This is a genomic window from Streptomyces sp. NBC_00414 (assembly GCF_036038375.1).
GTDB lineage: Bacteria > Actinomycetota > Actinomycetes > Streptomycetales > Streptomycetaceae > Streptomyces.
On the sequence record NZ_CP107935.1, the window covers coordinates 3,028,944 to 3,051,972 of the forward strand.

At 70.5% G+C, this 23,029-nt stretch carries 13 protein-coding genes; 3 read left to right on the plus strand and 10 right to left on the minus strand.

The genetic code is table 11. The features are described from left to right. Positions 1 to 115: 115 nt before the first annotated feature. Positions 116 to 3,010: a vitamin B12-dependent ribonucleotide reductase gene (locus OHS59_RS12955; protein ID WP_328493566.1), complete on the minus strand. Its 2,895-nt coding sequence runs from the start codon at positions 3,008 to 3,010 to the stop codon at positions 116 to 118. Positions 3,011 to 3,160: 150 nt separating this feature from the next. After that, positions 3,161 to 3,712: a transcriptional regulator NrdR gene (nrdR, locus tag OHS59_RS12960; protein WP_328493567.1), complete on the minus strand. Its 552-nt coding sequence runs from the start codon at positions 3,710 to 3,712 to the stop codon at positions 3,161 to 3,163. 527 nt (positions 3,713 to 4,239) lie between these two features. On the opposite strand from nrdR, the gene lexA reads away from it, so the two are divergent. Then, entirely contained in the window at positions 4,240 to 5,022 is a 783-nt protein-coding gene (gene lexA, locus OHS59_RS12965; protein ID WP_189774560.1) for a transcriptional repressor LexA, read from the plus strand. Positions 5,023 to 5,175: 153 nt separating this feature from the next. On the opposite strand, the gene OHS59_RS12970 is transcribed toward lexA, so the two are convergent. The 5 genes from OHS59_RS12970 to OHS59_RS12990 form a co-directional block, all read right to left on the minus strand. Next, a complete protein-coding gene (locus OHS59_RS12970; RefSeq protein WP_328493568.1) occupies positions 5,176 to 7,170 on the minus strand; it encodes an ATP-dependent DNA helicase in 1,995 nt (664 codons plus the stop codon). A gap of 112 nt (positions 7,171 to 7,282) precedes the next feature. Further along, positions 7,283 to 9,226, minus strand: coding sequence for an IucA/IucC family protein (locus OHS59_RS12975; RefSeq protein ID WP_443061628.1), 1,944 nt, complete (start codon positions 9,224 to 9,226; stop codon positions 7,283 to 7,285). Between the two features lie 168 nt (positions 9,227 to 9,394). Further along, positions 9,395 to 10,396 (minus strand): GNAT family N-acetyltransferase, encoded by a 1,002-nt coding sequence (locus OHS59_RS12980; protein WP_328493570.1) that lies wholly within the window; start codon positions 10,394 to 10,396, stop codon positions 9,395 to 9,397. A 39-nt stretch (positions 10,397 to 10,435) separates the two neighbouring features. Continuing rightward, positions 10,436 to 12,442: an IucA/IucC family protein gene (locus tag OHS59_RS12985; RefSeq protein ID WP_443061430.1), complete on the minus strand. Its 2,007-nt coding sequence runs from the start codon at positions 12,440 to 12,442 to the stop codon at positions 10,436 to 10,438. A 189-nt stretch (positions 12,443 to 12,631) separates the two neighbouring features. Continuing rightward, complete coding sequence (locus OHS59_RS12990) at positions 12,632 to 14,239, minus strand: diaminobutyrate--2-oxoglutarate transaminase family protein (protein ID WP_443061431.1); 1,608 nt, start codon at positions 14,237 to 14,239, stop codon at positions 12,632 to 12,634. A gap of 337 nt (positions 14,240 to 14,576) precedes the next feature. Between OHS59_RS12990 and OHS59_RS12995 the strand changes: the two genes are divergently transcribed. Together OHS59_RS12995 and OHS59_RS13000 are read left to right on the plus strand one after the other, a co-directional pair. Next, entirely contained in the window at positions 14,577 to 15,806 is a 1,230-nt protein-coding gene (locus OHS59_RS12995) for a trypsin-like serine peptidase (protein ID WP_328493571.1), read from the plus strand. A gap of 204 nt (positions 15,807 to 16,010) precedes the next feature. Next, positions 16,011 to 17,210: a trypsin-like serine peptidase gene (locus tag OHS59_RS13000; RefSeq protein ID WP_328493572.1), complete on the plus strand. Its 1,200-nt coding sequence runs from the start codon at positions 16,011 to 16,013 to the stop codon at positions 17,208 to 17,210. Between the two features lie 92 nt (positions 17,211 to 17,302). Here OHS59_RS13000 and hflX read toward each other — a convergent pair whose 3' ends face one another. From hflX to OHS59_RS13015, 3 genes are all read right to left on the minus strand, one after another. Then, positions 17,303 to 18,796 carry a GTPase HflX gene (hflX, locus tag OHS59_RS13005; RefSeq protein ID WP_328493573.1) on the minus strand — a complete coding sequence of 498 codons (1,494 nt, stop codon included), beginning with the start codon at positions 18,794 to 18,796 and terminating at the stop codon, positions 17,303 to 17,305. A gap of 189 nt (positions 18,797 to 18,985) precedes the next feature. Then, entirely contained in the window at positions 18,986 to 20,518 is a 1,533-nt protein-coding gene (locus OHS59_RS13010; RefSeq protein ID WP_328493574.1) for a M1 family metallopeptidase, read from the minus strand. 307 nt (positions 20,519 to 20,825) lie between these two features. Next, positions 20,826 to 22,967 (minus strand): RelA/SpoT family protein, encoded by a 2,142-nt coding sequence (locus OHS59_RS13015; RefSeq protein ID WP_328493575.1) that lies wholly within the window; start codon positions 22,965 to 22,967, stop codon positions 20,826 to 20,828. Positions 22,968 to 23,029: the final 62 nt, after the last annotated feature.

Consider the following 23,029-nt stretch of genomic DNA (forward strand, 5'->3'; position numbering starts at 1 on the left):
GCCGCGCGTTGCATCAAACACAACAGCCAGGCATCACGCTCGTCGAAGGCGGTGGAGCCGCGAGACCGGCTCCACCGCCCTGACCATCTACTTCACACCCTGAAGGCGCTCGGTGTCAGCTGCAACCGCTGGTCGAACCGCAGCCCTCGCAGATGTAGCAGGATCCGGCCCGCTGCATCTTCGTACCGCAGGAGAAGCACAGGGGGGCGTCCGCCTGGATGCCCAGCTGCATCTCCACCAGTTCGGCACTGGTGTGGGCCTGCTGCGGAGCGGGCTTGACCGCTTCGACCTCGGCCTTCGGGGTGACGACGGCCTTCAGCTCCTGCGCGCGGGGCGCGGACTGGGCCAGCCCTTCGACGTCGACCTCGTCCTCGCTCGGCTCGTACGAGCCGGTCTCCAGGTGACGCTGCCGCTCGTCGGCCGAGTGGATGCCGAGGGCGGAGCGCGTCTCGAAGGGCAGGAAGTCGAGCGCCAGGCGGCGGAAGATGTAGTCGACGATCGACTGCGCCATCCGCACGTCCGGGTCGTCCGTCATACCGGCCGGCTCGAAGCGCATGTTGGTGAACTTCGAGACGTACGTCTCCAGGGGCACGCCGTACTGAAGGCCCACGGAGACGGCGATCGAGAAGGCGTCCATCATGCCCGCGAGGGTGGAGCCCTGCTTCGACATCTTCAGGAAGACCTCGCCGAGACCGTCGTCCGGGTAGGAGTTGGCGGTCATGTAACCCTCGGCGCCGCCGACCGTGAAGGACGTGGTGATGCCGGGACGGCCCTTGGGGAGGCGCTTGCGGACCGGGCGGTACTCGACGACCTTCTCGACCGCGGTACGGATGGTCTCCTCGGCCTTGGCCGTGACCTCGACCTTCTCCTTCTCCTTGGTCTTCGCGGAGAGGGGCTGGCCGACCTTGCAGTTGTCGCGGTAGATCGCGAGCGCCTTGACGCCCAGCTTCCACGCCTCGAAGTAGACCTCTTCGACGTCCTCGACGGTCGCCGTCTCCGGCAGGTTGACCGTCTTGGAGAGCGCGCCGGAGATCCACGGCTGGATCGCGGCCATCATGCGGACGTGGCCCATCGCGGAGATGGAACGCTCGCCCATGGCGCAGTCGAAGACCTCGTAGTGCTCGGTCTTCAGCCCCGGAGCGTCGATCACGTTGCCGTTCTCGGCGATGTGGGCGACGACCGCCTCGATCTGCTCCTCCTGGTAGCCCAAGCGACGCAGGGCCTGCGGGACGGTGCCGTTGACGATCTGCATCGAGCCGCCGCCGACCAGCTTCTTGAACTTGACCAGCGCGAGGTCGGGCTCGAGGCCGGTGGTGTCGCAGGACATCGCGAGACCGATGGTGCCGGTCGGGGCGATGACCGAGGCCTGCGCGTTGCGGAAGCCGTTCTTCTCGCCGAGCCGCAGCACATCCTGCCAGGACTCCGTCGCGGCGGCCCAGATCGGCGTGTCCAGGTCGTCCACGCGGGGGGCCACGGCGTTGGCGTCGGAGTGCTGCTTCATGACGCGCTGGTGCGGCTGCGCGTTGCGGGCGTAGCCGTCGTACGGGCCGACGACCGCGGCGAGCTCCGCGGACCGCTTGTACGAGGTGCCGGTCATCAGCGAGGTGATCGCGCCGGCGAGCGAACGGCCGCCGTCGGAGTCGTACGCGTGGCCGGTCGCCATCAGGAGGGCGCCGAGGTTGGCGTAGCCGATGCCCAACTGGCGGAAGGCGCGGGTGTTGTCGCCGATCTTCTGCGTCGGGAAGTCCGCGAAGCAGATCGAGATGTCCATCGCCGTGATGACGAGCTCGACGACCTGCGAGAAGCGCTCGACGTCGAAGGACTGGCGGCCCTTGTTGTCGTCCTTGAGGAACTTCATGAGGTTCAGCGAGGCGAGGTTGCAGGACGTGTTGTCCAGGTGCATGTACTCGCTGCACGGGTTCGAGCCGTTGATACGGCCGGACTCCGGGCACGTGTGCCAGCGGTTGATCGTGTCGTCGTACTGGATGCCCGGGTCGGCGCACGCCCAGGCGGCCTCCGCCATCTTGCGGAAGAGCTCCTTGGCGTCGACCTCCTCGATGACCTCACCGGTCATGCGGGACGTCAGCCCGAACTTCTCGCCGTTCTCGACGGCGTTCATGAACGTGTCGTTCACGCGGACCGAGTTGTTGGCGTTCTGGTACTGGACGGACGTGATGTCGTCGCCGCCCAGGTCCATGTCGAAGCCCGCGTCGCGCAGGGCGCGGATCTTCTCCTCTTCCTTGACCTTGGTCTGGATGAAGTCCTCGATGTCGGGGTGGTCGACGTCGAGGATGACCATCTTGGCGGCACGGCGCGTGGCGCCGCCCGACTTGATCGTTCCTGCGGAGGCGTCGGCACCGCGCATGAAGGAGACGGGACCCGAGGCGTTGCCGCCCGAGGAGAGCAGCTCCTTGGAGGAGCGGATCCGGGAGAGGTTCAGGCCGGCGCCCGAACCGCCCTTGAAGATCATGCCCTCTTCCTTGTACCAGTCGAGGATCGACTCCATGGAGTCGTCGACGGCAAGGATGAAGCAGGCGGAGACCTGCTGCGGCTGGGGCGTGCCGACGTTGAACCACACCGGCGAGTTGAAGCTGAAGATCTGGTGCAGGAGGGCGTACGCCAGCTCGTGCTCGAAGATCTCGGCGTCGGCGGGCGAGGAGAAGTACTTGTGGTCCTCTCCGGCCTTCCGATACGTCTTCACGATGCGGTCGATGAGCTGCTTGAGGCTCACCTCGCGCTGCGGGGTGCCCACGGCGCCCCGGAAGTACTTGCTGGTGACGATGTTGACCGCGTTCAACGACCAGAAGTCGGGGAACTCGACGCCACGCTGCTCGAAGTTGACCGAGCCGTCGCGCCAATTGGTCATGACGACGTCACGGCGCTCCCAGGCCACCTCGTCGTACGGGTGCACGCCCGGAGTGGTGTGGATGCGCTCGATACGCAGTCCCTTGGTGGCCTTGGTGCCCTTCGCGCGGGAACCTCGTGCCGGACCGCTCGCCGTCTCTGTCATGCCGCCTCCCTGTATCAGGCTAAAACGCCCTGAAGTGCCTCGTTCTTCCCGGGGCACGGTATGTTTTCTGGTGTCGCGAGCACCGCGTACGCGTACGCTCGCAACAGGTCTGTGGTCGCCGATCGGCAGGGCCGCTGCCGGCCCTTCTCGTCAGTCGGCGGCGCTGGCGGGAACGGGGACTTCGACAGTCTCTCCGGACCCGCGGTCGCTTCCCTTGCACCCCTCGCACACGTCTTCGTCGGCCGTGGCGGGGCCCTGCGTCTCTTCCCTGAGCTCCGTGATGGCGGCCTCGAAGTCCTCCAGCGAGTCGAACGCCCGGTAGACGGACGCGAACCGCAGGTAGGCGACGAGGTCGAGCTCCTGCAACGGGCCGAGTATGGCCAGTCCCACGTCGTGGGTGGTCAGTTCGGCACTCCCGGTGGCCCGCACCGCCTCCTCGACCCGCTGGCCGAGCTGAGCGAGTGCGTCCTCCGTGACGGGCCGCCCCTGGCACGCCTTGCGCACGCCGTTGATGACCTTCGTACGGCTGAAGGGCTCGGTGACTCCGGACCGCTTCACCACCATGAGGGAGCACGTCTCCACGGTCGTGAACCGACGGGAGCAGTCGGGACACTGGCGGCGCCTGCGGATCGACGTGCCGTCATCCGTCGTACGACTGTCGACGACGCGGCTGTCGGGGTGCCTGCAGAAGGGGCAGTGCATTGGCTCCAACCCTCCTTGCACAGCACGACTCGATAGCCTCGACAGGCCTCCTGGGCCCCTCGAAGCAGGCCCCAGCATAGGCGATGACCGAGGACCCGGAAGACCGGGGGACCACAACTTCTGGGCTGCTGTGGAACTCGGACCACTATATGTAGGGCCTGACCCGAATTTCACGCTCTACGCGCGTGTCGCACCCGTATTGGCATGTGCCGCGTGTCCATTCCGGCGAGGAGCGTACGGGGATACGGTGTGCGGCAGCGGAACGGGGGCCGGTTCCCGATCCACGGGGCACCTGATGGCAGACTGGCCCTCGCCCCGCTCCGACCCACAAGGCCACGGCATCGGCGGCGAAGCGTACGAACAAAAGCGGCCCTGAGCACTTCGCCCGCCCCGTGCAGCGGTAGCCATACACCCAGACGCGTGATCACGTAAGGCCATTCGCGTTTTTTCACTCGAACGTGTGTTTGGCGCAACCTTTCGAAAGCAACTACCGTTGTCCAGCAGGGAGACGAACGAGAGGGGCCGACGTGACCACCACCGCAGACAGTGCCACCATCACTGCCCAGGACCGCTCCCAGGGCCGATTTGAGCCGGTGCAAGCCATGAATGAAACCGCGAACCAGGAGGGGCCCAAGCCCGCACGCTCCCTGCCGGGCCGACCTCCAGGCATCCGGGCGGACAGCTCCGGACTCACCGACCGGCAACGCCGGGTCATCGAGGTCATCAGGGACTCCGTCCAGCGGCGGGGGTACCCGCCGTCCATGAGGGAGATCGGGCAGGCCGTCGGCCTCTCCAGCACCTCCTCGGTCGCCCATCAGCTGATGGCACTGGAGCGCAAGGGCTTCCTGCGCCGCGATCCGCACCGCCCCAGGGCCTACGAGGTCCGCGGATCCGACCAGTCCACCGCGCAGCCCACCGACACGGCCGGCAAGCCGGCGGCGTCGTACGTCCCACTGGTCGGCCGGATCGCCGCAGGCGGTCCGATCCTCGCCGAGGAGTCGGTCGAGGACGTCTTCCCGCTGCCCCGGCAGCTGGTCGGCGACGGCGAGCTGTTCGTGCTGAAGGTCGTCGGCGACTCGATGATCGAAGCCGCGATCTGCGACGGCGACTGGGTGACCGTCCGCCGCCAGCCGGTCGCGGAGAACGGCGACATCGTGGCGGCCATGCTGGACGGCGAGGCGACGGTCAAGCGCTTCAAGCGCGAGGACGGCCACGTGTGGCTCCTGCCGCACAACTCGGCCTACCAGCCCATCCCGGGCGACGAGGCGACCATCCTCGGGAAGGTCGTGGCGGTGCTCCGGCGGATCTGAGGATCCACCCCTGACCGGGCCCCGGGACCCCTGCGCCGGTTCCGGGGCCCTGCACTGTCCACACGCGGCGCTGGGCGCTGTTCTGTCCGTCCGCTGCGCACGTCTCAGGGGCTGCTCCCCCGGCTTTCACCGGGGAGCAGCCCCTGAGGCCGTTCAGGCCTCCTCGGCCCCCGCGGCTTCCTCGGCCTTGCGGGCCTTCTCGTCGATGGCGGCCAGCGACCGCCGCACCTGATTGCGGTCCGTCGTGTACCAGAAGTCCGGCAGGGACGCCTTGAGATAGTTGCCGTACCGCGCGGTGGCGAGCCGCTGGTCCAGCACGGCGACCACACCCCGGTCCTCCGTCGCCCGTACGAGACGGCCGGCGCCCTGCGCCATGAGCAGGGCCGCGTGCGTGGCCGCGACGGCCATGAAGCCGTTGCCCCCGGCCTCCTCGACCGCTTTCTGGCGAGCGCTCATCAGCGGGTCGTCGGGGCGCGGGAAGGGGATCTTGTCCATGACGACCAGCTGGCAGCTGGCGCCCGGGACGTCCACGCCCTGCCAGAGCGAGAGCGTGCCGAACAGACAGGTCTTCGGGTCCGCGGCGAAGTTCTTGATCAGCTCGCCGAGGGTCTCCTCGCCCTGGAGCAGGATGGGGAACTCCGGGACGCGGGTGCGCAGTTCCTCCGCGGCGAGCTGAGCGGCCCGCATCGAGGAGAACAGGCCGAGCGTACGACCGCCGGCCGCCTGGATCAGCTCGGTGAGTTCGTCGAGCATGTCCCCGCGGTCGCTGTCCCGGGCGGGTCTGGCCAGGTGTTTCGCGACGTACAGGATGCCCTGTCTGCCGTAGTCGAAGGGCGAGCCGACGTCGAGGCCCTTCCAGACCGGGATGTCCTCCCCCTCGATGCCTTCCGGGGAGAGGCCGAGCGAGGCGCCCACGCCGTTGAAGTCGCCGCCGAGCTTCAGGGTGGCCGAGGCCAGGACTACGGAGCGGTCCGCGAAGAGCTTCTCGCGCAGCAGGCCCGCCACGGACATCGGCGCGACCCGCAGGGACGCCCCGAAGCGGTCGTGCCGCTCGTACCAGACGACGTCCCACTCCGAGCCGTTCGTGATGCGCTCCGCCACGTCGTGGACGCTCTCCACGGAGGCCAGTGCCTGCTTGCGGACCGCGTCCTCGTCGGTGACGGACTTGTCGCGGGTCGCCCCGATCCCCGAGATCACCGTGCGGGCGGCGTCACGCAGGGCCATCAGCGCGTACCCGAGGTCCTCGGGGACCTCTTCGAGGCGGCCGGGCAGGGCCAGCTCCATCAGCCGCTCGAAGCCCTCGGCGGCCGTCTGGAGCTGGTCGGCCGCTTTCTCGTTGACGAGCTTCGCCGCCCGGCGCACGGCGCGGTTGACCTGGCCCGGGGTGAGCTCGCCGGTCGCGACTCCGGTGACCCGGGAGACCAGCTCGTGGGCCTCGTCGACGATCAGCACCTCGTGCTGCGGGAGCACGGGGGCGCCTTCGATGGCGTCGATCGCCAGCAGCGCGTGATTGGTGACGACGACATCGGCGAGCTTGGCGCGCTCCCGGGCGGCCTCGGCGAAACACTCCGCTCCGTAGGCGCACTTCGAGGCGCCGAGGCATTCCCTGGAAGAGACGGAGATCTGCGACCAGGCCCGGTCCGAGACACCGGGGGTGAGGTTGTCGCGGTCCCCCGTCTCGGTCTCGTCCGACCACTCCCGCAGGCGCAGCAGGTCCTGCCCCAGCTTGCTGGTGGGCGCGGCAGCCTCGAACTGGTCGAAGAGTCCCTCCTCCTCGTCCTGCGGGGCCCCCTCGTGCAGGCGGTGCAGGCACAGGTAGTTCGACCGGCCCTTGAGCATCGCGAACTCGGGGCGTCGGCGCAGCAGCGGATGCAGGGCGTCCACCGTGCGCGGCAGGTCCCGCTCCACGAGCTGCCGCTGGAGCGCCAGGGTGGCGGTCGCCACGACGACCCGCTCCCCGTGCGCCAGCGCGGGAACGAGGTAGCCGAGCGATTTACCGGTGCCGGTGCCGGCCTGGACCAGCAGATGGGAACCGTCGTCGATGGCCTGCGCGACGGATTCGGCCATGGTCACCTGGCCAGGGCGCTCCGTACCGCCGACGGCTGTGACGGCGGCATGCAGGAGTTCGGGGAGTGAGGGCTCTGTCATAGCCCGACCACCCTACGGGTCGGCACCGACAACCGGGTGATCGCGGCGGCGGAGGGGGACGTGATCAGGACGCGTGCACGGGCGGTGACCTGGCGGGGGACGCGGTGGGGGGTCACGACTGGTGCAGCGGGTTGGGGACGGTCCCGTGCACGGCGGCGTGCGGGCGCTGCGGCCGGTCCCGGTAGCCGTCGAGGTGCAACCGGTTGCGGTTGAGGCAGAGCCGCTCGATACGGGGAGTGAGCAGGTCGAACGTTTCGTAGCGGTCCTTGAGCTCCGGGAAGCGCCTGTGGTGCCGGAGGATCTCTGCCCGGACGAGTGACCAGAACTCGTCCTCGGAGACGCCCAGTTGCTCCTGGCACAGCGGGGCCAGGTAGCGGAAGACTCCGACGAAGAGCCCGGAGTGGATGAACTGGGTGAGGAAGGCGGCCGGTTCCGTGAGCAGCACGGCCCGTACGTCGTCGGGCATGGAGGCGTGTTCGGGGAGCCGTTCGGCGCTCACGTTCACGTCGTCCACGAAGTCCTTCACCGCGAGCCGCACCGGTACGTCATGGTCGTCGAAGACAACGATCGCGTTCTCGCCGTGTGGGCTGAACACAGTGCCGTAGCGATAGAGGAAGTGCAGCAGGGGCGGCAGCAGCGCGGTGAAGAGGCAACGCAGCCAGCTGCGGGGTTCGAGGCCCGAGCGCTCGACGAGCTCCGCCGCGAAGGCACGGCCCTCGGGGTCGGTGTGCAGGAGGGCGGCGAGCGTACGGGCGCGTTCGCCGGGCGCGAGGTGACGGGAGAGCGGCTCGCGCCAGATCGCGCCGAGCAGTTCCTTGTATTGGTACGGGACTTCCGGCAGCGCGTCGTACACGGGGTGCCCGACCGTCACGGACGCGACCTCGCCCAGCAGGATCACCCCGCAGGTGTCGTGCAGGAAGGGATCGGTGTCGCGCAGCCCGTGCATCCAGGCGGTGACGGCGGGGGCCGCGAGCGTCCGTTCCGTCGGGAGCCCGCGCCACACCAGGGTGTTGAGCACGGACAGCGGCAGTTTCACGGTGTGCCGGTCCGGACGGGAGGTGTTCAGGAACGTGCGGATCGACTGCTGGGGCAGACGGAGGTCGCCGTCCGGGGGCAGGGGGACGATGGCTCCCGCGGCGACGGAGGGCGCGAAGAGCGGCAGCACGACGTCGTTCCACTGCCAGGGGTGCACGGGCAGATAGAGGTACGACTCCGGAGTGAGCCCCCGCGCGCGCAGTGCCGTGTCGTAGGACGTGCGGACGGCGGGGTCGAGCTCGCGCGCGTAGAGCTGGTCCGCGCTGTCCAGACCCTGAACGCCCCGGTAGGTGGCGAGCGAGGTGTGCACGGCGATCCACGGCAGGACTGTCGCCCTTCGCCCCTCGGGCGCCCACTGGGCGGCGTCCGTGGCCGAGAAGCCGAGCCGGCCCTTGTTGAGGACGATCCAGGGGTGACCTGTCTGGTGGCCTTCCAGCTCCGCGTATCCGAGATCGGCGAGGCGGGCGGCCGGGAGCGCGGTGTGGTCCAGCCGGGCGTCCGCGGCGAGTGTGGTGGACAGCTCGCGGATGACGTGGCCGAGGGTGGCGCCGTCGAGGTCGAGAGCGGCACGGGCGCGGGTGAGGAAGTCGAGAGGGTCGGTGTAGGGCCGCTGATGCGGGACTGCGCCGGGGCCGACGGGTTCCACGGGGGCGGTGGTGCGCGGGGTCGCGGCGGGCCGTGCGGCTCCGCCGGCTCCCTCGGTCAGGGTGAGTGACGACGGGTCCACTCGCCAGCTGTCGTAGGCGCCGCGGCGGGCGCGGAAGGCCAGGACGCCACCGGCGTCGAGGCGGAGTGTGTAGGAGCGCTCGCCCGAGTCCTGTGGCCCGAGGACGGACGGCGAGGTCGGCGGTCTGCGGGCGTCCGTGACGGGAGGCGAATCGTCTCCTCTGGTGCCCTGGGACGCGACGGGCGCCGCGGCGCCGGAGGGACGGGAAGGAGAACCGGCCGCCGCCGTGGTGCCGGTACGGTGCACGGCCGGCTCAGGCCGGAGGATCTCCTCGTACGCGAACTCGCCGATCATCTTCGCGAGCAGGCGGCGCCCCGCTTCCTCCCATCGTGCCGGGCTCAGTTCAGGCGGACCGTAGAGGCGTGACGGCTCTCCGGGAGCCGGGGCGGCGGACGAGTTCGGCACAGGGACTCCTCGGCTGGGAACCTGATGGGGACGAGCGGTGTACTGGGAGCGACGGCGCTACAACAGATCGCGCAGGGCCCGGTCCCGGACCATGAGGGCTGCCTTCTTGTCGGGCAGATCGACCTCGGCGGAGAACCGGAATCCGGCGCTCAGGAAGGCGGACACGGAGGGGGTGTTGCGAAGGTCGGGCTCCGCGACGACCCGTGCGCAGGAGGGGCGCCGGTCGAGGACGAGGTCGGAGACGGCACGGAGCAGGATCGTGCCGAGTCCCCGCCCGCGATGGGCGACGCCACCGATGAGGAGGTGGATCCCTGTGTCGTGGAGGCGGGCCGGGTAGTGGCGGGCCAGGGGGTCGAGATCCGCGCGGTAGATCTCCCAGTAGCTCATCGGTGTGCCGTCCAGCATGCCGAGACAGGGGACGCTGCGTCCGTCGCCGTCCAGCTGGGCGCGCAGATGGTCCTCGGTCGCCGTCCCGGGGCCGGAGAGCTCCCAGAAGGCGGCCACGGCAGGGTCGTTCATCCAGCGGCTGATGAGCGGAAGGTCACGGTCGACGTGTACGGGGATCAGGTGGAAGACGCCCACGGGAGTGGCTGTCCGCCCCCAGTCACCGACGCGGTCGAGCAGGTCATCACCGGCGGGGGCGGCCCGCACCTCATACTCCGCCGGGCGCGTCCTCCCACCGTCCCGTTCACTGCCACCCCCGCCGCCGCGCCCGCCACCGCCCCCGCCACCTGGCTGCCAGTCGCGGTGTTCGCCGCCGCTCCGCTCGCTCCACGCCGTGGCTGATCCGGCGCCCCCGGCCGCTGCGGCCGCTCCCGCAGCTCCGGGTGCTTCAGCCGTTCCCGCAGCTCCGTCTGCTCCCGCTGCTCCCGCCGCGCCGGTTGCTCCGGCTGCCTGGGCGTTCTTCGCGAAGAGCGCGAGGAGTTCGTCGGGCAGGCGCAGGTCGAGGGTGTCCTCGACGTCCGCGGCAGGACCCGTATCGCTACGGGCGCCGGTGCGGTGGGCGGTGTCGGCATCTGCGTCGACGTCGGCGTCGGTGCTCGCATCGGTGGGAGGCACGGCGACGCTCCTCTCAGGAGACGGGGTGGGGCATGTTCCTCAGGAATGAAGGGGGTTGGCGATGGTGACGTAGACGGACTGGGTGTCGACCGGGCCGACGAGCTCGTCGAGGCCGTGCAGCCGGGTCAGCAGGTTGGCCTTGCAGCGCAGGACGGGTGAGTCGAGCAGGTGGGCGGGCAGGGTGGTTCGCAGCCGGGCAGGACCGGAGGCGACGTTGGTGAGGAAGCGGCGGAAGGCGGCCAGCAACAGGCGCTCTTCGGCGAGGCGTTGGGAGCCGAAGGCGCCGATCAGGCCGAGCACGTTGTTGATGGCGAGGTAGTAGGCGAACCGTTCGTCGGTGACCGCGTCGGGGACGAAGGTGTCGCTGCGCTCGCCGATGCCGGGCAGTCGCTTGTCCAGTTCCGCGCGCCGGGACTCGCGGAAGTAGTAGCCCTGGTTGTCGCGGTAGCGGCCACCCCTGGGCCAGCCGTCCCGGTCCAGCAGGATCAAGGTGTTCTGCTGGTGCGCCTCCAGCGCGATGCCGGCCTCGCCGTCCAGCCAGAGGACGGGGCGGACGACGTGTTCGAGGTAGCGCAGGAACCACTCCGCGGCGACGGCTCCACGCGGCCTGCCCGTGCGTCCGGCGAGCCGGGTGACGATCTCGGTGAGCCGGGACCGGGTCGTGGACCTGTTCGGCTCGGGGTGCCGTTGCGTGGTGGACGTCACCCAGGGCCTGGGCGAGACGAGCCCCGCGATGCAGGAGACGTCGTCGGTCGGCGTGAACGGGTTGTGGCGGATCATCACGTCGAGGCCGGTCACCGGGGTGCCGTCGGGGTCGTTCACCGCGAGCCACGCGGGGTCGCGCACGATGTCGAAGCCCGGATGGACCGCCTGCCACTGTTCGGCGAGACCGGCCCGCAGCAGGCGGTGGACCTCGACCCCTCGGTGGAATTCCTTGCGGAGGTTCTCCCGGCGGGAGTTGGTGATGCGCAGGCCCAGCGACAGCTTCAGCATCGCGGGCGCACCGGAGCGGTAGAGGGTGCGCACGGAGGAGGTGGGGTGCCACGGGGAGCCGTGGGGGCCGAGGTCCCGAAGCAGTCCGGCGTCCAGGAGTTTCGCGGTCTCCGGGCGCCGGAGGACTTCTCGGAGCTGCCAGGGGTGCATCGGCAGCGCGGCATGGCCGTCGGGCAGGCGCATCCCGGGGCCGGCGAGCCGGGAGGTCAGCTGTTGCGCGGGTACGGGCCGGCCTCGCTCGGTCCACGCCGAGTCGGTGGCGAGAACGGAGGGGGCGACAGCCATCCAGTACAGGACGAACGAGCCGCGCGACTCGGGCGAGTAGAGCCGGGTTTCGACGCCGGTGAGTCCTTCGCGGCTCTTCGGGGTGGGGTGGAGCGGATGGCCGAGCAGCAGTGACTGTTCTGCGGAGAGGAAGAGGTCGGGGCCGTCGGCGGGGTTCTCCCTGCGGTCCGTGATGAACACGACGGTCCGTCGCAGGGAGTCCGCGACCCGGCCGACCAGGTCACCGCCGTCGATCGGGGCCTGGGGCCCGACGGCCGCCCCCGGGGCGACGGAGGTGGTCGCCTCAGTGGACACGTGCGCCGGGGCGGAGCCGGCGGGCGCTGTCGGGGGCCCCTGCATCGGGGTCTCGCGGCCCAGTAGGGCGGCGAGCGTGACGGCGTCGGTGGGAGGTGCCTGGTCCGGGGCGCCGGAGAGATGGGGAGGGCCCAGCCGGTGCCACCCCGTGGGGGACCAGTACTGGACCGGGACGACAAGGGCCGTGCCACTGGCCGGGAGGGGAATGCGCAGGGCGCCGTCGGCAGGAGCGGCGAGGTCGTGCTCGCGTACCCAGCAGCGCAGCAGGTTCTCCACGGCCGCGGCCTGGGCGGCGGTGTGCGGGTCGGGGTGTTCCAGCAGATCGGTGGTGGCGCCGAACAGCGCTTCGGATTTCCCGGACCCTCCCTTCTGCCGGGGGACCGATTCGGCCTCCTGCCCTTGCGAGACCTGCGTGCGGCGGGCTGCTCGCTCGTGGGCGTGGGGGCTGCCGTCGGGTGCGGGGCTAGCGTTCAAGAGGGTTCCTCGGGGGTGGTTCAGGTTCGTACGGCGACGAAACGCGGCTGTTCCGGCATAGGTGGTACCTGTTCGTTTCCTGGTCGGGGCGGGGAGGCGGTGGGTGCGGCCCGGTGATGCCTGGCGGTTGCGGCCGGGGAGACGTCCACCTCCGGACCCCGGCCCAGGCCCTCCAACGAGCAGGCCGCCCTACCCGGCGCGCTCGCCCTGTTCGACATGCTCGGTCCGCTCCGGGTGCTCAGTCCGGTCGGGATACGCGGTGCGCTCGGTCCGTACGAGGTGCTCGGACGGCGGTCGTCGGGCGTCCGTGACGCGTGGGCCGGTGGGCGCCTTCGCCCTCTCCGCTGTCGCCTCCGTCGCCGGCACCACCTGCGTCGCCGCCACCTCCGCCACCGCGTCCGCGAGCCGGTCGAGCACCGCCGTCGCCTGCTCGTCGGTGATCGTGAGCGGTGGGAGCAGCCGCACCACGCTGGAGTGCCGACCGCCCAGTTCCACGATCAGTCCGCGCCGCAGGCATTCGCGCTGGACCGCGGCCGCCGGCGCGGGCGCGGCGGGAGGAGGTCCTCCGGGATCCGCGGACGGCTTCTCGGGGTCCACGAACTCGACGCCGATCATCAGGCCTCGGCCACGCACCTCCCCGACGCAGCCGAAGTCGGTCTCCAGGGTCCGGAGTTGGGTGATCATGCGGTCGCCCAGCGCGGCGGCGCGCTCGGCGAGTCCGTTCTCCCGGACGTACGCGAGGGTCGCGGCGCCCGCGGCCATGGCGAGTTGGTTGCCGCGGAACGTGCCGGCGTGGGCGCCCGGTTCCCATACGTCGAGGTCGTCGCGGTAGACGACGACGGCCAGCGGCAGACTGCCGCCGATGGCCTTGGACAGGACCATCACGTCGGGTGTGACGCCGCTGTGCCCGACCGCCCAGAAGGTGCCGGTCCGCCCGACCCCCGTCTGCACCTCGTCGGCGATCAGCGGAATGGAGCGTGCCTCGGTGATCTCCCGCATCCGCCGCATCCAGTCGTCGCGGGCCGGAATCACTCCGCCCTCGCCCTGCACCGGTTCGAGGATCATGCCCGCGGGTCTCGGCACCCCGGATCTCGGGTCGTCGAGGACGGACCGCGTCCAGCGCGCGGCGAGTTCGGCCCCATGGCCGCCCCCGACGCCGAACGGGCAGCGGTAGTCCTGCGGATAGGGCAGGCGCGTCACCCGTACGTCGGGGGCGCCTCCGGATACCGCGAGCGCCCCCGCGGTCATCCCGTGGTAGGCGCCGGTGAAGGCGAGAATCCCGCTGCGGCCGGTCGCGGTGCGCACCAGTTTCAGCGCGGCCTCCACGGCGTCCGTACCGGCGGGACCGCAGAACTGCACGCGCGCGCGGTCGGCGAGGCCGGGCGGCAGGGTGCGGAACAGTTCGGTGGTGAAGGCGTCCTTGACGGGTGTGGCCAGGTCGAGGACGTGCAGCGGGGCCCCCGAGTCGAGGACCTTCCGGATGGCCTCCAGGACGACCGGGTGGTTGTGGCCGAGGGCCAGCGTGCCCGCGCCCGAGAGGCAGTCGAGATAGCGGCTTCCGTCGGCGCCCTCGATCGTCAGTCCGCGCGCCCGCACGGGGACGATCGGCAGGGCGCGCGCGTAGGTGCGCGCCGCCGACTCGCGCGCCGACTGCCGCCGCAGGATGCCCTCTTGCGCCGCGCGCGCTCGCGCGTTCTCGTGCGCCGTGCGCGCCGTCCCGTTCTCATGCCGCGTGCGCGCGCCCGCCGCTTCCTGCGTCGCGGGCGCCGCCTCGGGCGCGGACTCCGTCACAGCCACGTCTGTCGTCCTCCCGCTGTCCACGCTGTCCAGGGGCGAGTTGCCGGTCCGCCCGATGGGAGGCGGCAGAGGGATGAACGCAGCCGGAACGTCCCCCGTACGTACCAACGACGAGGACCGCGCGGGGCAACGGCGGACTTGAGATCCACGCCGTGACGGAACCGTTGCGGGCCCGTCGGAAGTCCCCCACAGCAACGGCATAGTCTGTGGTGCCGTTCGGCGGTCCTCGCTGATCAGCGCCCGCGGTCCACATCGGGTACGTACGGGTCCCCGGATCCGTGCGAAGTCCCATGTGGCAGCACAGAGTTGTTCGTTCACCTCCAGGGGGAGTCACACCATGCGACCGATACGCCCGCTCTTCACCGCCCGTCGAGGGGGGAGCCCGCGCCGCAGAACCTCCCCCGTGTTCGCCGCGGTCGGGCTGGCCACCGTGCTCGCGCTGACCGCCACCGCATGCGACTCCGGTGGGGACGCCGACGCCGCCGCCCAGACATCGGCCGCCTCGGTCGGCGACGGCAAGATCCAGATCCCGGACGACATCAAGGACCGGCTCAAGGAGCGCGGGATCGACATCGACAAGTGGAAGGGCGGTGAGTGGAAGAACTGGGACAAGGACGACTGGCTGCGCGAGGCAGGCGACTACATCAACCCGATCATCAAGGACCTGTGGGACCCGGACCGTATGCGCGAGGCCGAGGACCCGGACCAGGGCAAGGGTGTCGACGAGAACGACCTGTCGGGTGACCAGGGCGTGACCGACCCCGAGCCGGCGCCCGTGGAGGCGCAGGCCGTTCCGGCGGGTTACCACGAGAACGTGCCCGAGGCGGGCAAGGTGTTCTTCGACTCCCCCGAGGGCACGATGGTCTGCTCGGCGACCGTGGTCGAGGACCCGGCCCACCCGGGCAAGTCCAACCTCGTGTGGACCGCGGGCCACTGTGTGCACGCCGGCGCGAAGGGCGGCTGGTACCGCAACATCGCCTTCGTGCCCTCGTACAACGACAGCGCCATGTCGGCCACCGAGATCGCGGGCGCGACCAAGGAGCAGGTAGCTCCGTACGGTGTCTGGTGGGGCAACTGGGCGCAGACCTCGGACCAGTGGATCGAGCAGGGCGGCCCGACGGGCGGCGACGGTGCCTCGCACGACTTCGCCGTCATCCATGTGACGCCGGAGAAGGGCGGGGACGGCAAGTCCCTGGAGGAGACGGTCGGTTCGGCGCTCCCGGTCGATTTCAACGCCCCGGCCGTGTCCGAGGTCGGGGACATCACCGCGACCGGTTACCCGGCGGCGAAGCCGTTCGACGGGGAGACCATGTACCAGTGCACGGACAAGCCGGGCCGGCTCTCGATCGTCAGGTCCAACCCGACGATGTACCGCATCGGATGCACCATGACCGGTGGTTCCTCGGGCGGCGGCTGGGTCGCCACGGGCTCGGACGGCGCTCCCGCGCTGGTCTCCAACACCTCGATCGGCCCGGTGACCGCGGGCTGGCTGGCGGGTCCGCACCTGGGCTCGGAGGCCAAGGGGATCTACGACGCGGTGAGCAAGAAGTACGCGGCGCAGCGGTAGCGGCAGGGGGACGGACGGCGGCAGGGTGGGCCTCACGGAAATTTTCACCGCTCGGCCGCCGTTCGTCCCCGACTCCCCGGGCATAGTGGGATGTCGCGGTGGCACGGGCACCGCGGAGCGCCTCATCGGTGTTCTCCGCGGCCGACCCGTATGTGCCTGAGCCGCATGAGAGAGAAGCACGTTCTATCGGGGGTAGACAACACCATGCGTTCCACACGTCCGTCCTTCGCGGAAAGTCGCGGGCGGGGCCGCTTCATCGCCGCCGCCGGACTCGCCGCGGCCCTGGCACTGACCGGCACCGCCTGTGACTCGGAGGACGACAAGGCCGCCGACAAGCCGGCTGCCACGGGTTCCGAGTCCTCCGGTTCCGACAAGATCGAAATTCCGGCCGACATCGCCGACAGGCTCAAGGAGCACGGCATCGATGTCGACGACTGGAAGGACGGCGAGTGGAAGAACTGGGACAGGGACAAGTGGCTCAGTGAGGCCCAGGACTTCGTCAACCCGGTGATCGAGGGCCTCTGGAAGCCCGAGCGGATGACGTCCGCCGAGGACCCGGCCAAGACGATCTCCACGAAGGACGCGGCGGCCGAGCAGGGCGTCAGCGACCCGGCGCCCGCCCCGGTCACCGCGGCGCGTGAGAAGACTCCGTACCACGACAACGCCGCCCCGGTCGGGAAGGTCTTCTTCGACTCCCCCGAGGGCTCGATGGTCTGCTCCGGGACGGTCGTGAAGGATCCGCGCAACCCGGGCAAGTCCAACCTCGTGTGGACCGCGGGCCACTGTGTGCACGCCGGCGGTGGCGGCGGCTGGTACCGCAACATCGCCTTCGTGCCCGCCTACAACGACCTCGGCAAGACCGAGGCCGAGCTGGGCGACGCCACGCAGGAGGAGATCGCCCCGTACGGCCAGTTCTGGGCGGACTGGGCCTCGACCTCCGACGAATGGATCGCGGGCGGCTCTGAGTCGGGCGGCGAGGGTGCCCCGTACGACTACGCGGTACTGCACGTGAAGCCGGAGTCCGGCTCCAAGTCCCTTGAGGAGACGGTCGGCACCGCGCTGGACGTCGACTTCTCCACGCCCGCCGTCGCGAACGCGGGCACGATGGGAGCCTGGGGCTACCCGGCCGCGCAACCGTTCGACGGTCTGATCATGCACAGGTGCGTCGACCGGCCGGGCCGGCTCTCGCTCAGCCCGGCGCTGCCGACCATGTACCGCATCGGGTGCACGATGACCGGTGGTTCGTCCGGCGGCGGCTGGTTCCGCGTCGTCGACGGCAGGACCGTGCTCGTCTCGAACACGTCGATCGGCCCGACCGACAGCACCTGGCTGGCGGGCCCGCAGCTGGGCAAGGGCGCGAAGGCCATCTACGACAACATGAGCGAGGAGTACGGCGCCAAGTAGCCGCCGTACCTGCCCGCACCGCACGCGTCAGCACGTACGACGAAGGCCCGCCCCCTGCGAGAGGGGGCGGGCCTTCTGTCGGCTTGCGGTGATCAGGCCGCGGGAGCCGGGACGTACGGAGCGAGCTCCGCCGCCAGTTCCTCGTGCACCCGCACCTTCAGCAGGGTGCCCTCCGGGGTGTGCTCCTCGGAGAGGACCTCACCGTCGGAGTGGGCCCGCGCGACGAGCCGGCCGAGCGTGTAGGGCACGAGGGCCTCCAGCTCGACCGAGGGGTGCGGCAGTTCGACGTCGATGAGCGCGAGCAGCTCCGCGATGCCCTGGCCGGTACGGGCCGAGACCGCGATGGAACGCTTCTCGTTGCGCATCAGCCGCTGGAGCACCAGCGGGTCGGCCGCGTCCGCCTTGTTGATCACCACGATCTCGGGCACCTTGGTGGCGCCCACGTCACGGACGACCTCGCGCACGGCGGCCAGCTGCTCCTCCGGCGCCGGGTGCGAACCGTCCACCACGTGCAGGATCAGGTCGGAGTCGCCGACCTCCTCCATCGTGGAGCGGAACGCCTCGACGAGGTGGTGCGGCAGATGCCGTACGAAGCCGACGGTGTCCGCCAGCGTGTACAGCCGCCCGCTCGGGGTCTCGGCCCGGCGCACGGTCGGGTCGAGGGTCGCGAACAGCGAGTTCTCGACGAGTACGCCCGCGCCCGTGAGGCGGTTGAGCAGCGAGGACTTGCCGGCATTGGTGTAGCCGGCGATCGCGACCGAGGGCACCTTGTTGCGACGGCGCTCCTGGCGCTTGATGTCGCGGCCGGTCTTCATGTCCGCGATCTCCCGGCGCATCTTCGCCATCTTCTCGCGGATACGGCGCCGGTCCGTCTCGATCTTGGTCTCACCGGGACCACGGGTGGCGAGACCGCCGCCCGCGCCGCCGCCCATCTGACGGGACAGCGACTGACCCCAGCCGCGGAGCCTCGGCAGCATGTACTGCATCTGCGCGAGAGCGACCTGCGCCTTGCCCTCCCGGGACTTGGCGTGCTGGGCGAAGATGTCGAGGATCAGGGCCGTACGGTCGATGACCTTGACCTTGACGACGTCTTCGAGGTGGATGAGCTGGCCCGGCGAGAGCTCACCGTCACAGATGACGGTGTCCGCGCCGGTTTCGAGCACGATGTCCCGCAGCTCGTTGGCCTTGCCGGAACCGATGTACGTGGCCGCGTCCGGCTTGTCCCGGCGCTGGATGACTCCGTCGAGCACGAGCGCTCCCGCGGTCTCCGCGAGGGCGGCCAGCTCGGCCAGTGAGTTGTCCGCGTCGGTCGCGGTCCCTGAGGTCCACACACCGACGAGGACCACCCGCTCCAGACGGAGCTGTCGGTACTCGACCTCGGTGACGTCCTCAAGCTCGGTGGAGAGTCCCGCGACGCGGCGCAGGGCCGCACGCTCGGAACGGTCGAGCTGGTCGCCGTCCCGCTCTCCGTCGACCTCGTGGCTCCAGGCGACGTCCTCTTCCATCAGGGCATCGGCCCGAAGACCGTCGGGGTGGTTCTGCTCAACGCTCTGGGTGTCCTGGGAAGGGGAAGAAGAGGAGGTCATTGGGTCCTTACGTCGATGGGTTACCGAGGTGACGGACTCCGCCCGTCACTCAGCAGAACGTCCGGGGCCGCCGGGAGATTCCCGCCCGGGGCCAAAGGGCCGTGCCGCCGACCTGAAGTGTCGTCGACGTGAAGATGTTCGCACGGCACGCCCCGTCTCGTCACTCGAATTCCCGGGCCTTGCCGGGGGCTACCGGGCGCGCTTCGCGCTCTTCCCGGCGGGCGCCGAACTGCGCCAGTCGGGGTGTCCCGGCATGGGCGGGGTCTTCTCCGCGTAGAGCCATTCCTTGAAGAAGCCGCTCAGGTCGCGGCCGGCGATGCCCGTGGCGAGGCGCTCGAAGTCCGCCGTGTCGGCGACACCGTCGTGGTGGGTGCTCACCCAGGCGCGCTCCAGCCGCTCGAAGGCGGGCCGGCCGATCTCCTCGCGCAGCGCGTACAGGACGAGGGCGCTGCCGTCGTAGACGTTCGGCCGGAAGATGCTGAGCTTCTCGCCGGGCTCGGCCGCCTTCGGGGCGGCGGGCGGGCCGCCGGCCCTGCGCCAGGTGTCGGACGACCGGTAGGCGGCCTTCATCCGGGCCTCCATGGGCCGGTCGGCCTTCTCCTCGGCGTGGAGGGCCTCGTACCAGGTGGCGTGTCCTTCGTTGAGCCACAGGTCGGACCAGGTGCGCGGGGAGACGCTGTCGCCGAACCACTGGTGGGCCAGCTCGTGCACCATGATCGACTCGACGTACCACTTCGGGTACTCGGACCGGGTGAAGAGCTCCCTCTCGAAGAGGGACAGGGTCTGTGTCTCCAGTTCGAATCCGGTACGTGCCTCGGCGATGAGCAGCCCGTACGTCTCGAAGGGGTAGTCGCCGACCTTCTCCTGCATCCAGGCGATCTGGTCGGGCGTCTTCGCGAGCCACGGTTCCAGCACCTTGCGGTCCTTGGTGGGCACCACGTCGCGTACGGGCAGGCCGTCGGGGCCGTTCCGGCGCACCACGGAGGAGCGGCCGATGGACACCTGGGCCAGTTCGGTGGCCATGGGGTGCTCGGTGCGGTAGGTCCAGGTGGTGCCCGCGGCGCGGCGGGTCTGTCCTACGGGGAGACCGTTGGCGACGGCCGTGTAGCCGTCGGGGGCGGTGACCCGGATGGTGAACATCGCCTTGTCCGAGGGGTGGTCGTTGCCGGGGAAGACGCGGTGTCCGGCGTCGGCCTGGTTGGCCATCGCGAGCCCGTCCTTGGTGGGCACCCAGCCGCTCTGCTGGTCCTTCGTGGAGACCGGGTTGCTGTCGTGGCGCACGGTGATCCGCACCGGGATGCCCGGCGGCAGGGATTCGTCGGGTGTGACGACCAGGTCCTCGCCGGCGCTCCGGAACTCCGCGGGCTCACCGTCCACCTCGACGGATCGCACCGTTCCGTGCGAGTAGTCAAGATTGATCTGCTCCAGCCAGTCCGTCGTGCGGGCGTCGATGACGGTGACGGCCGGCAGGGGCTCGGTGTTGCTGCCGGAATAGGTGAAGGCCAGGTCGTACGCCGTGACGTCGTACCCGGGGTTGCCCAGGTGGGGGAAGAGGCGGTCGCCGATACCGAGCGGTGAGGGGGCGGGGGCGCTCGCGGCGATGAGGCAGACGGACGCGGCGGAGGCGATGAGTGCGGTCCTGAGCCGTCGTCGCCGGGAGGCGTCGGGGCCGGGGGGCCCGGTGTGGGGGGTTGCGGGGGGCGTTGTGCGGGTGCGCAGCATGGACCACGGCTATCAGCGCGTGGGGGGTCGGCGGTGCCGACTCGCATGGGGGCCACTCGGACGGCCCCTTCGTGTGACTATTTGGGGCCACCAGTCCCCTGGCCGGGGGCGGTTGGTTGTCGGGTGCGGGTTCGTCGTGGCTGGTCGCGCCGTTCCCCGCGCCCCTTGAAGGCAACCGATTGCGCCGTTCCCCGCGCCCCTAAAGACGAAAGACTGCGCCGTTCCCCGCGCCCCTAAAGACAAAAGATTGCGCCGTTCCCCGCGCCCCTAGGGCCTACGGCCCATGGGTGCGAGGGGTGATGGGGCTCTACGGAGTCGTCGACTGGTGGTGGGCTCGGCTTACGTCGAAGACTCCCGGGACGTTGCGCATCGCTCGCATGAGGGCGGGGAGGTGTGCGGCGTCCGGGAGCTGGAGCGTGTACGTGTGGCGTACGCGCTGCTGGCTGGGCGGTTCGACGGTCGCCGAGACGATGGCGACGCCCTCAAGGGCGATGGCTTCGGTGAGGTCGGCGAGCAGATGGGGCCGGCCGAAGGACTCGGCGAAGAGCGTGACGCGGCACTCGCTGGTGTCACCCCAGCGCACGTCGACCTCCGCGCGCCCCGCGCTCTTCATACGCTCCACCGCGGCGCACTCGACGCGGTGCACGGTCACCACTCCCCCGCGTACGGAGAACCCGGTGATCGCGTCGGGCGGTACGGGCGTACAACAGCCCGCGACGCGTACGGTCGCGCCGGGCCGGTCGACGACGACGTCCGCGGCGGCCGGACGGGCGGCGGGCCCGTCCGCGGACGGGCGGCGGGTCTCGGCGGGGGCCTCGGACGCGGTGTCCGACGCCGGGTGCGCGGCCAGCCAGCGGGTGATGGCGATCCGCGCGACGGGCGTGTGCGCGTGCTCCAGCCACTCCCTGGAGGGCTCCGAGGCCGGGTCCTGGCCCATCAGCAGCTGGACCGTGTCGCCGTCCTTCAGGACCGTGCTCAGCCTCGCCAGGCGGCCGTTGACCCGGACGCCGATACAGGCGTGCGCGTCCTCGCCGTACTGGGCGTAGGCGGCGTCCACACAGCTGGCGCCCGCGGGCAGCCCGAGCGTGCCCCCGTCGGGGCGGAAGACGGTGATCTCCCGGTCCTGGGCGAGGTCGTCGCGGAGCGTGGACCAGAACGTGTCGGGGTCCGGCGCGGCCTCCTGCCAGTCGAGGAGACGGGACAGCCAGCCGGGACGGGTGGGGTCGGCGCGCTCCCCGTCGGCGGGACGGGAGCCGTCGCCGTCGGTCTGCTCCTCGGCGGGATCCGCGGGAGTGGCGTACGGATTGCCGAGCGCGATGACACCGGCCTCGGCGACCTTGTGCATCTGGTGCGTACGGATGAGGACCTCGGCGACCTGCCCGTCGGGGCGGGCCACGGCGGTGTGCAGCGACTGGTACAGGTTGAACTTGGGAACGGCGATGAAGTCCTTGAACTCCGAGACCACCGGGGTGAGGCAGGTGTGCAGTTCGCCGAGGACCCCGTAACAGTCGGCGTCCTCGTTGACGAGGACCAGCAGGCGGCCGAAGTCGGCGCCGCGCATCTCGCCGCGCTTGCGCGAGACGCGGTGCACGGACACGAAGTGCCGTGGCCTGATGAGGACTTCGGCCTGCAGGCCGGCCTCGCGCAGGACCCCGCGCACCTCTTCGGCGATCTCGGCCAGGGGGTCGTCGGTGCGCGAGGAGTTCTTGACGATGAGCTCGCGGGTGTGGGCGTACTCCTCGGGGCGCAGGATCGCGAAGACGAGATCCTCCAGCTCGGTCTTGAGCGCCTGGACGCCCAGGCGCTCGGCGAGCGGGATCAGGACGTCCTTGGTGACCTTGGCGATGCGCTCCTGCTTCTCGGGACGCATGACTCCGAGGGTGCGCATGTTGTGCAGCCGGTCGGCGAGCTTGATCGACATCACGCGCACGTCACTGCCGGTGGCGACGAGCATCTTGCGGAAGGTCTCGGGCTCGGCCGCCGCCCCGTAGTCGACCTTCTCCAGCTTCGTCACGCCGTCGACGAGATAGCGGACCTCCTCGCCGAACTCCTCGCGCACCTGGTCGAGCGTCACCTCCGTGTCCTCGACGGTGTCGTGGAGCAGGGAGGCGGTCAACGTCGTGGTCTCCGCGCCGAGTTCGGCGAGGATCAGCGTCACGGCGAGCGGGTGCGTGATGTACGGCTCGCCGCTCTTGCGCATCTGGCCGCGGTGCGAGGACTCGGCGAGGACGTAGGCGCGGCGCAGCGGGTCCAGGTCGGCGTCGGGGTAGTGGGCCCGGTGGGCCTCGACCACATGGCCGATCGCGTCGGGCAGCCGGTCGCGGGCCGTGGGCCCCAGGAGAGCGGCCCGGCCGAGGCGCCGCAGATCGATCCGGGGGCGGCCCCGCCTGCGCTGTACCGCGGGCGTGATGGGGCCGGGCGTCGCGGGGTTCGTGGCCTCCGCACTCATGGGCACCTCCGGCTGCGTTGACCGGCGGACGGGGCGCCCCATGGCGTACGCGGCTCTGGGGA

Excerpts from the sequence above, each read along its gene's own strand:
- OHS59_RS12955 (WP_328493566.1), bottom strand. The coding sequence starts at position 3,010 with ATGACAGAGACGGCGAGCGGTCCGGCACGAGGTTCCCGCGCGAAGGGC.
- nrdR (WP_328493567.1), bottom strand. The coding sequence starts at position 3,712 with ATGCACTGCCCCTTCTGCAGGCACCCCGACAGCCGCGTCGTCGACAGT.
- OHS59_RS12970 (WP_328493568.1), bottom strand. The coding sequence starts at position 7,170 with ATGACAGAGCCCTCACTCCCCGAACTCCTGCATGCCGCCGTCACAGCC.
- OHS59_RS12975 (WP_443061628.1), bottom strand. The coding sequence starts at position 9,226 with ATGATCGGCGAGTTCGCGTACGAGGAGATCCTCCGGCCTGAGCCGGCC.
- OHS59_RS12995 (WP_328493571.1), top strand. The coding sequence starts at position 14,577 with ATGCGACCGATACGCCCGCTCTTCACCGCCCGTCGAGGGGGGAGCCCG.
- OHS59_RS13000 (WP_328493572.1), top strand. The coding sequence starts at position 16,011 with ATGCGTTCCACACGTCCGTCCTTCGCGGAAAGTCGCGGGCGGGGCCGC.
- hflX (WP_328493573.1), bottom strand. The coding sequence starts at position 18,796 with ATGACCTCCTCTTCTTCCCCTTCCCAGGACACCCAGAGCGTTGAGCAG.
- OHS59_RS13010 (WP_328493574.1), bottom strand. The coding sequence starts at position 20,518 with ATGCTGCGCACCCGCACAACGCCCCCCGCAACCCCCCACACCGGGCCC.
- OHS59_RS13015 (WP_328493575.1), bottom strand. The coding sequence starts at position 22,967 with ATGAGTGCGGAGGCCACGAACCCCGCGACGCCCGGCCCCATCACGCCC.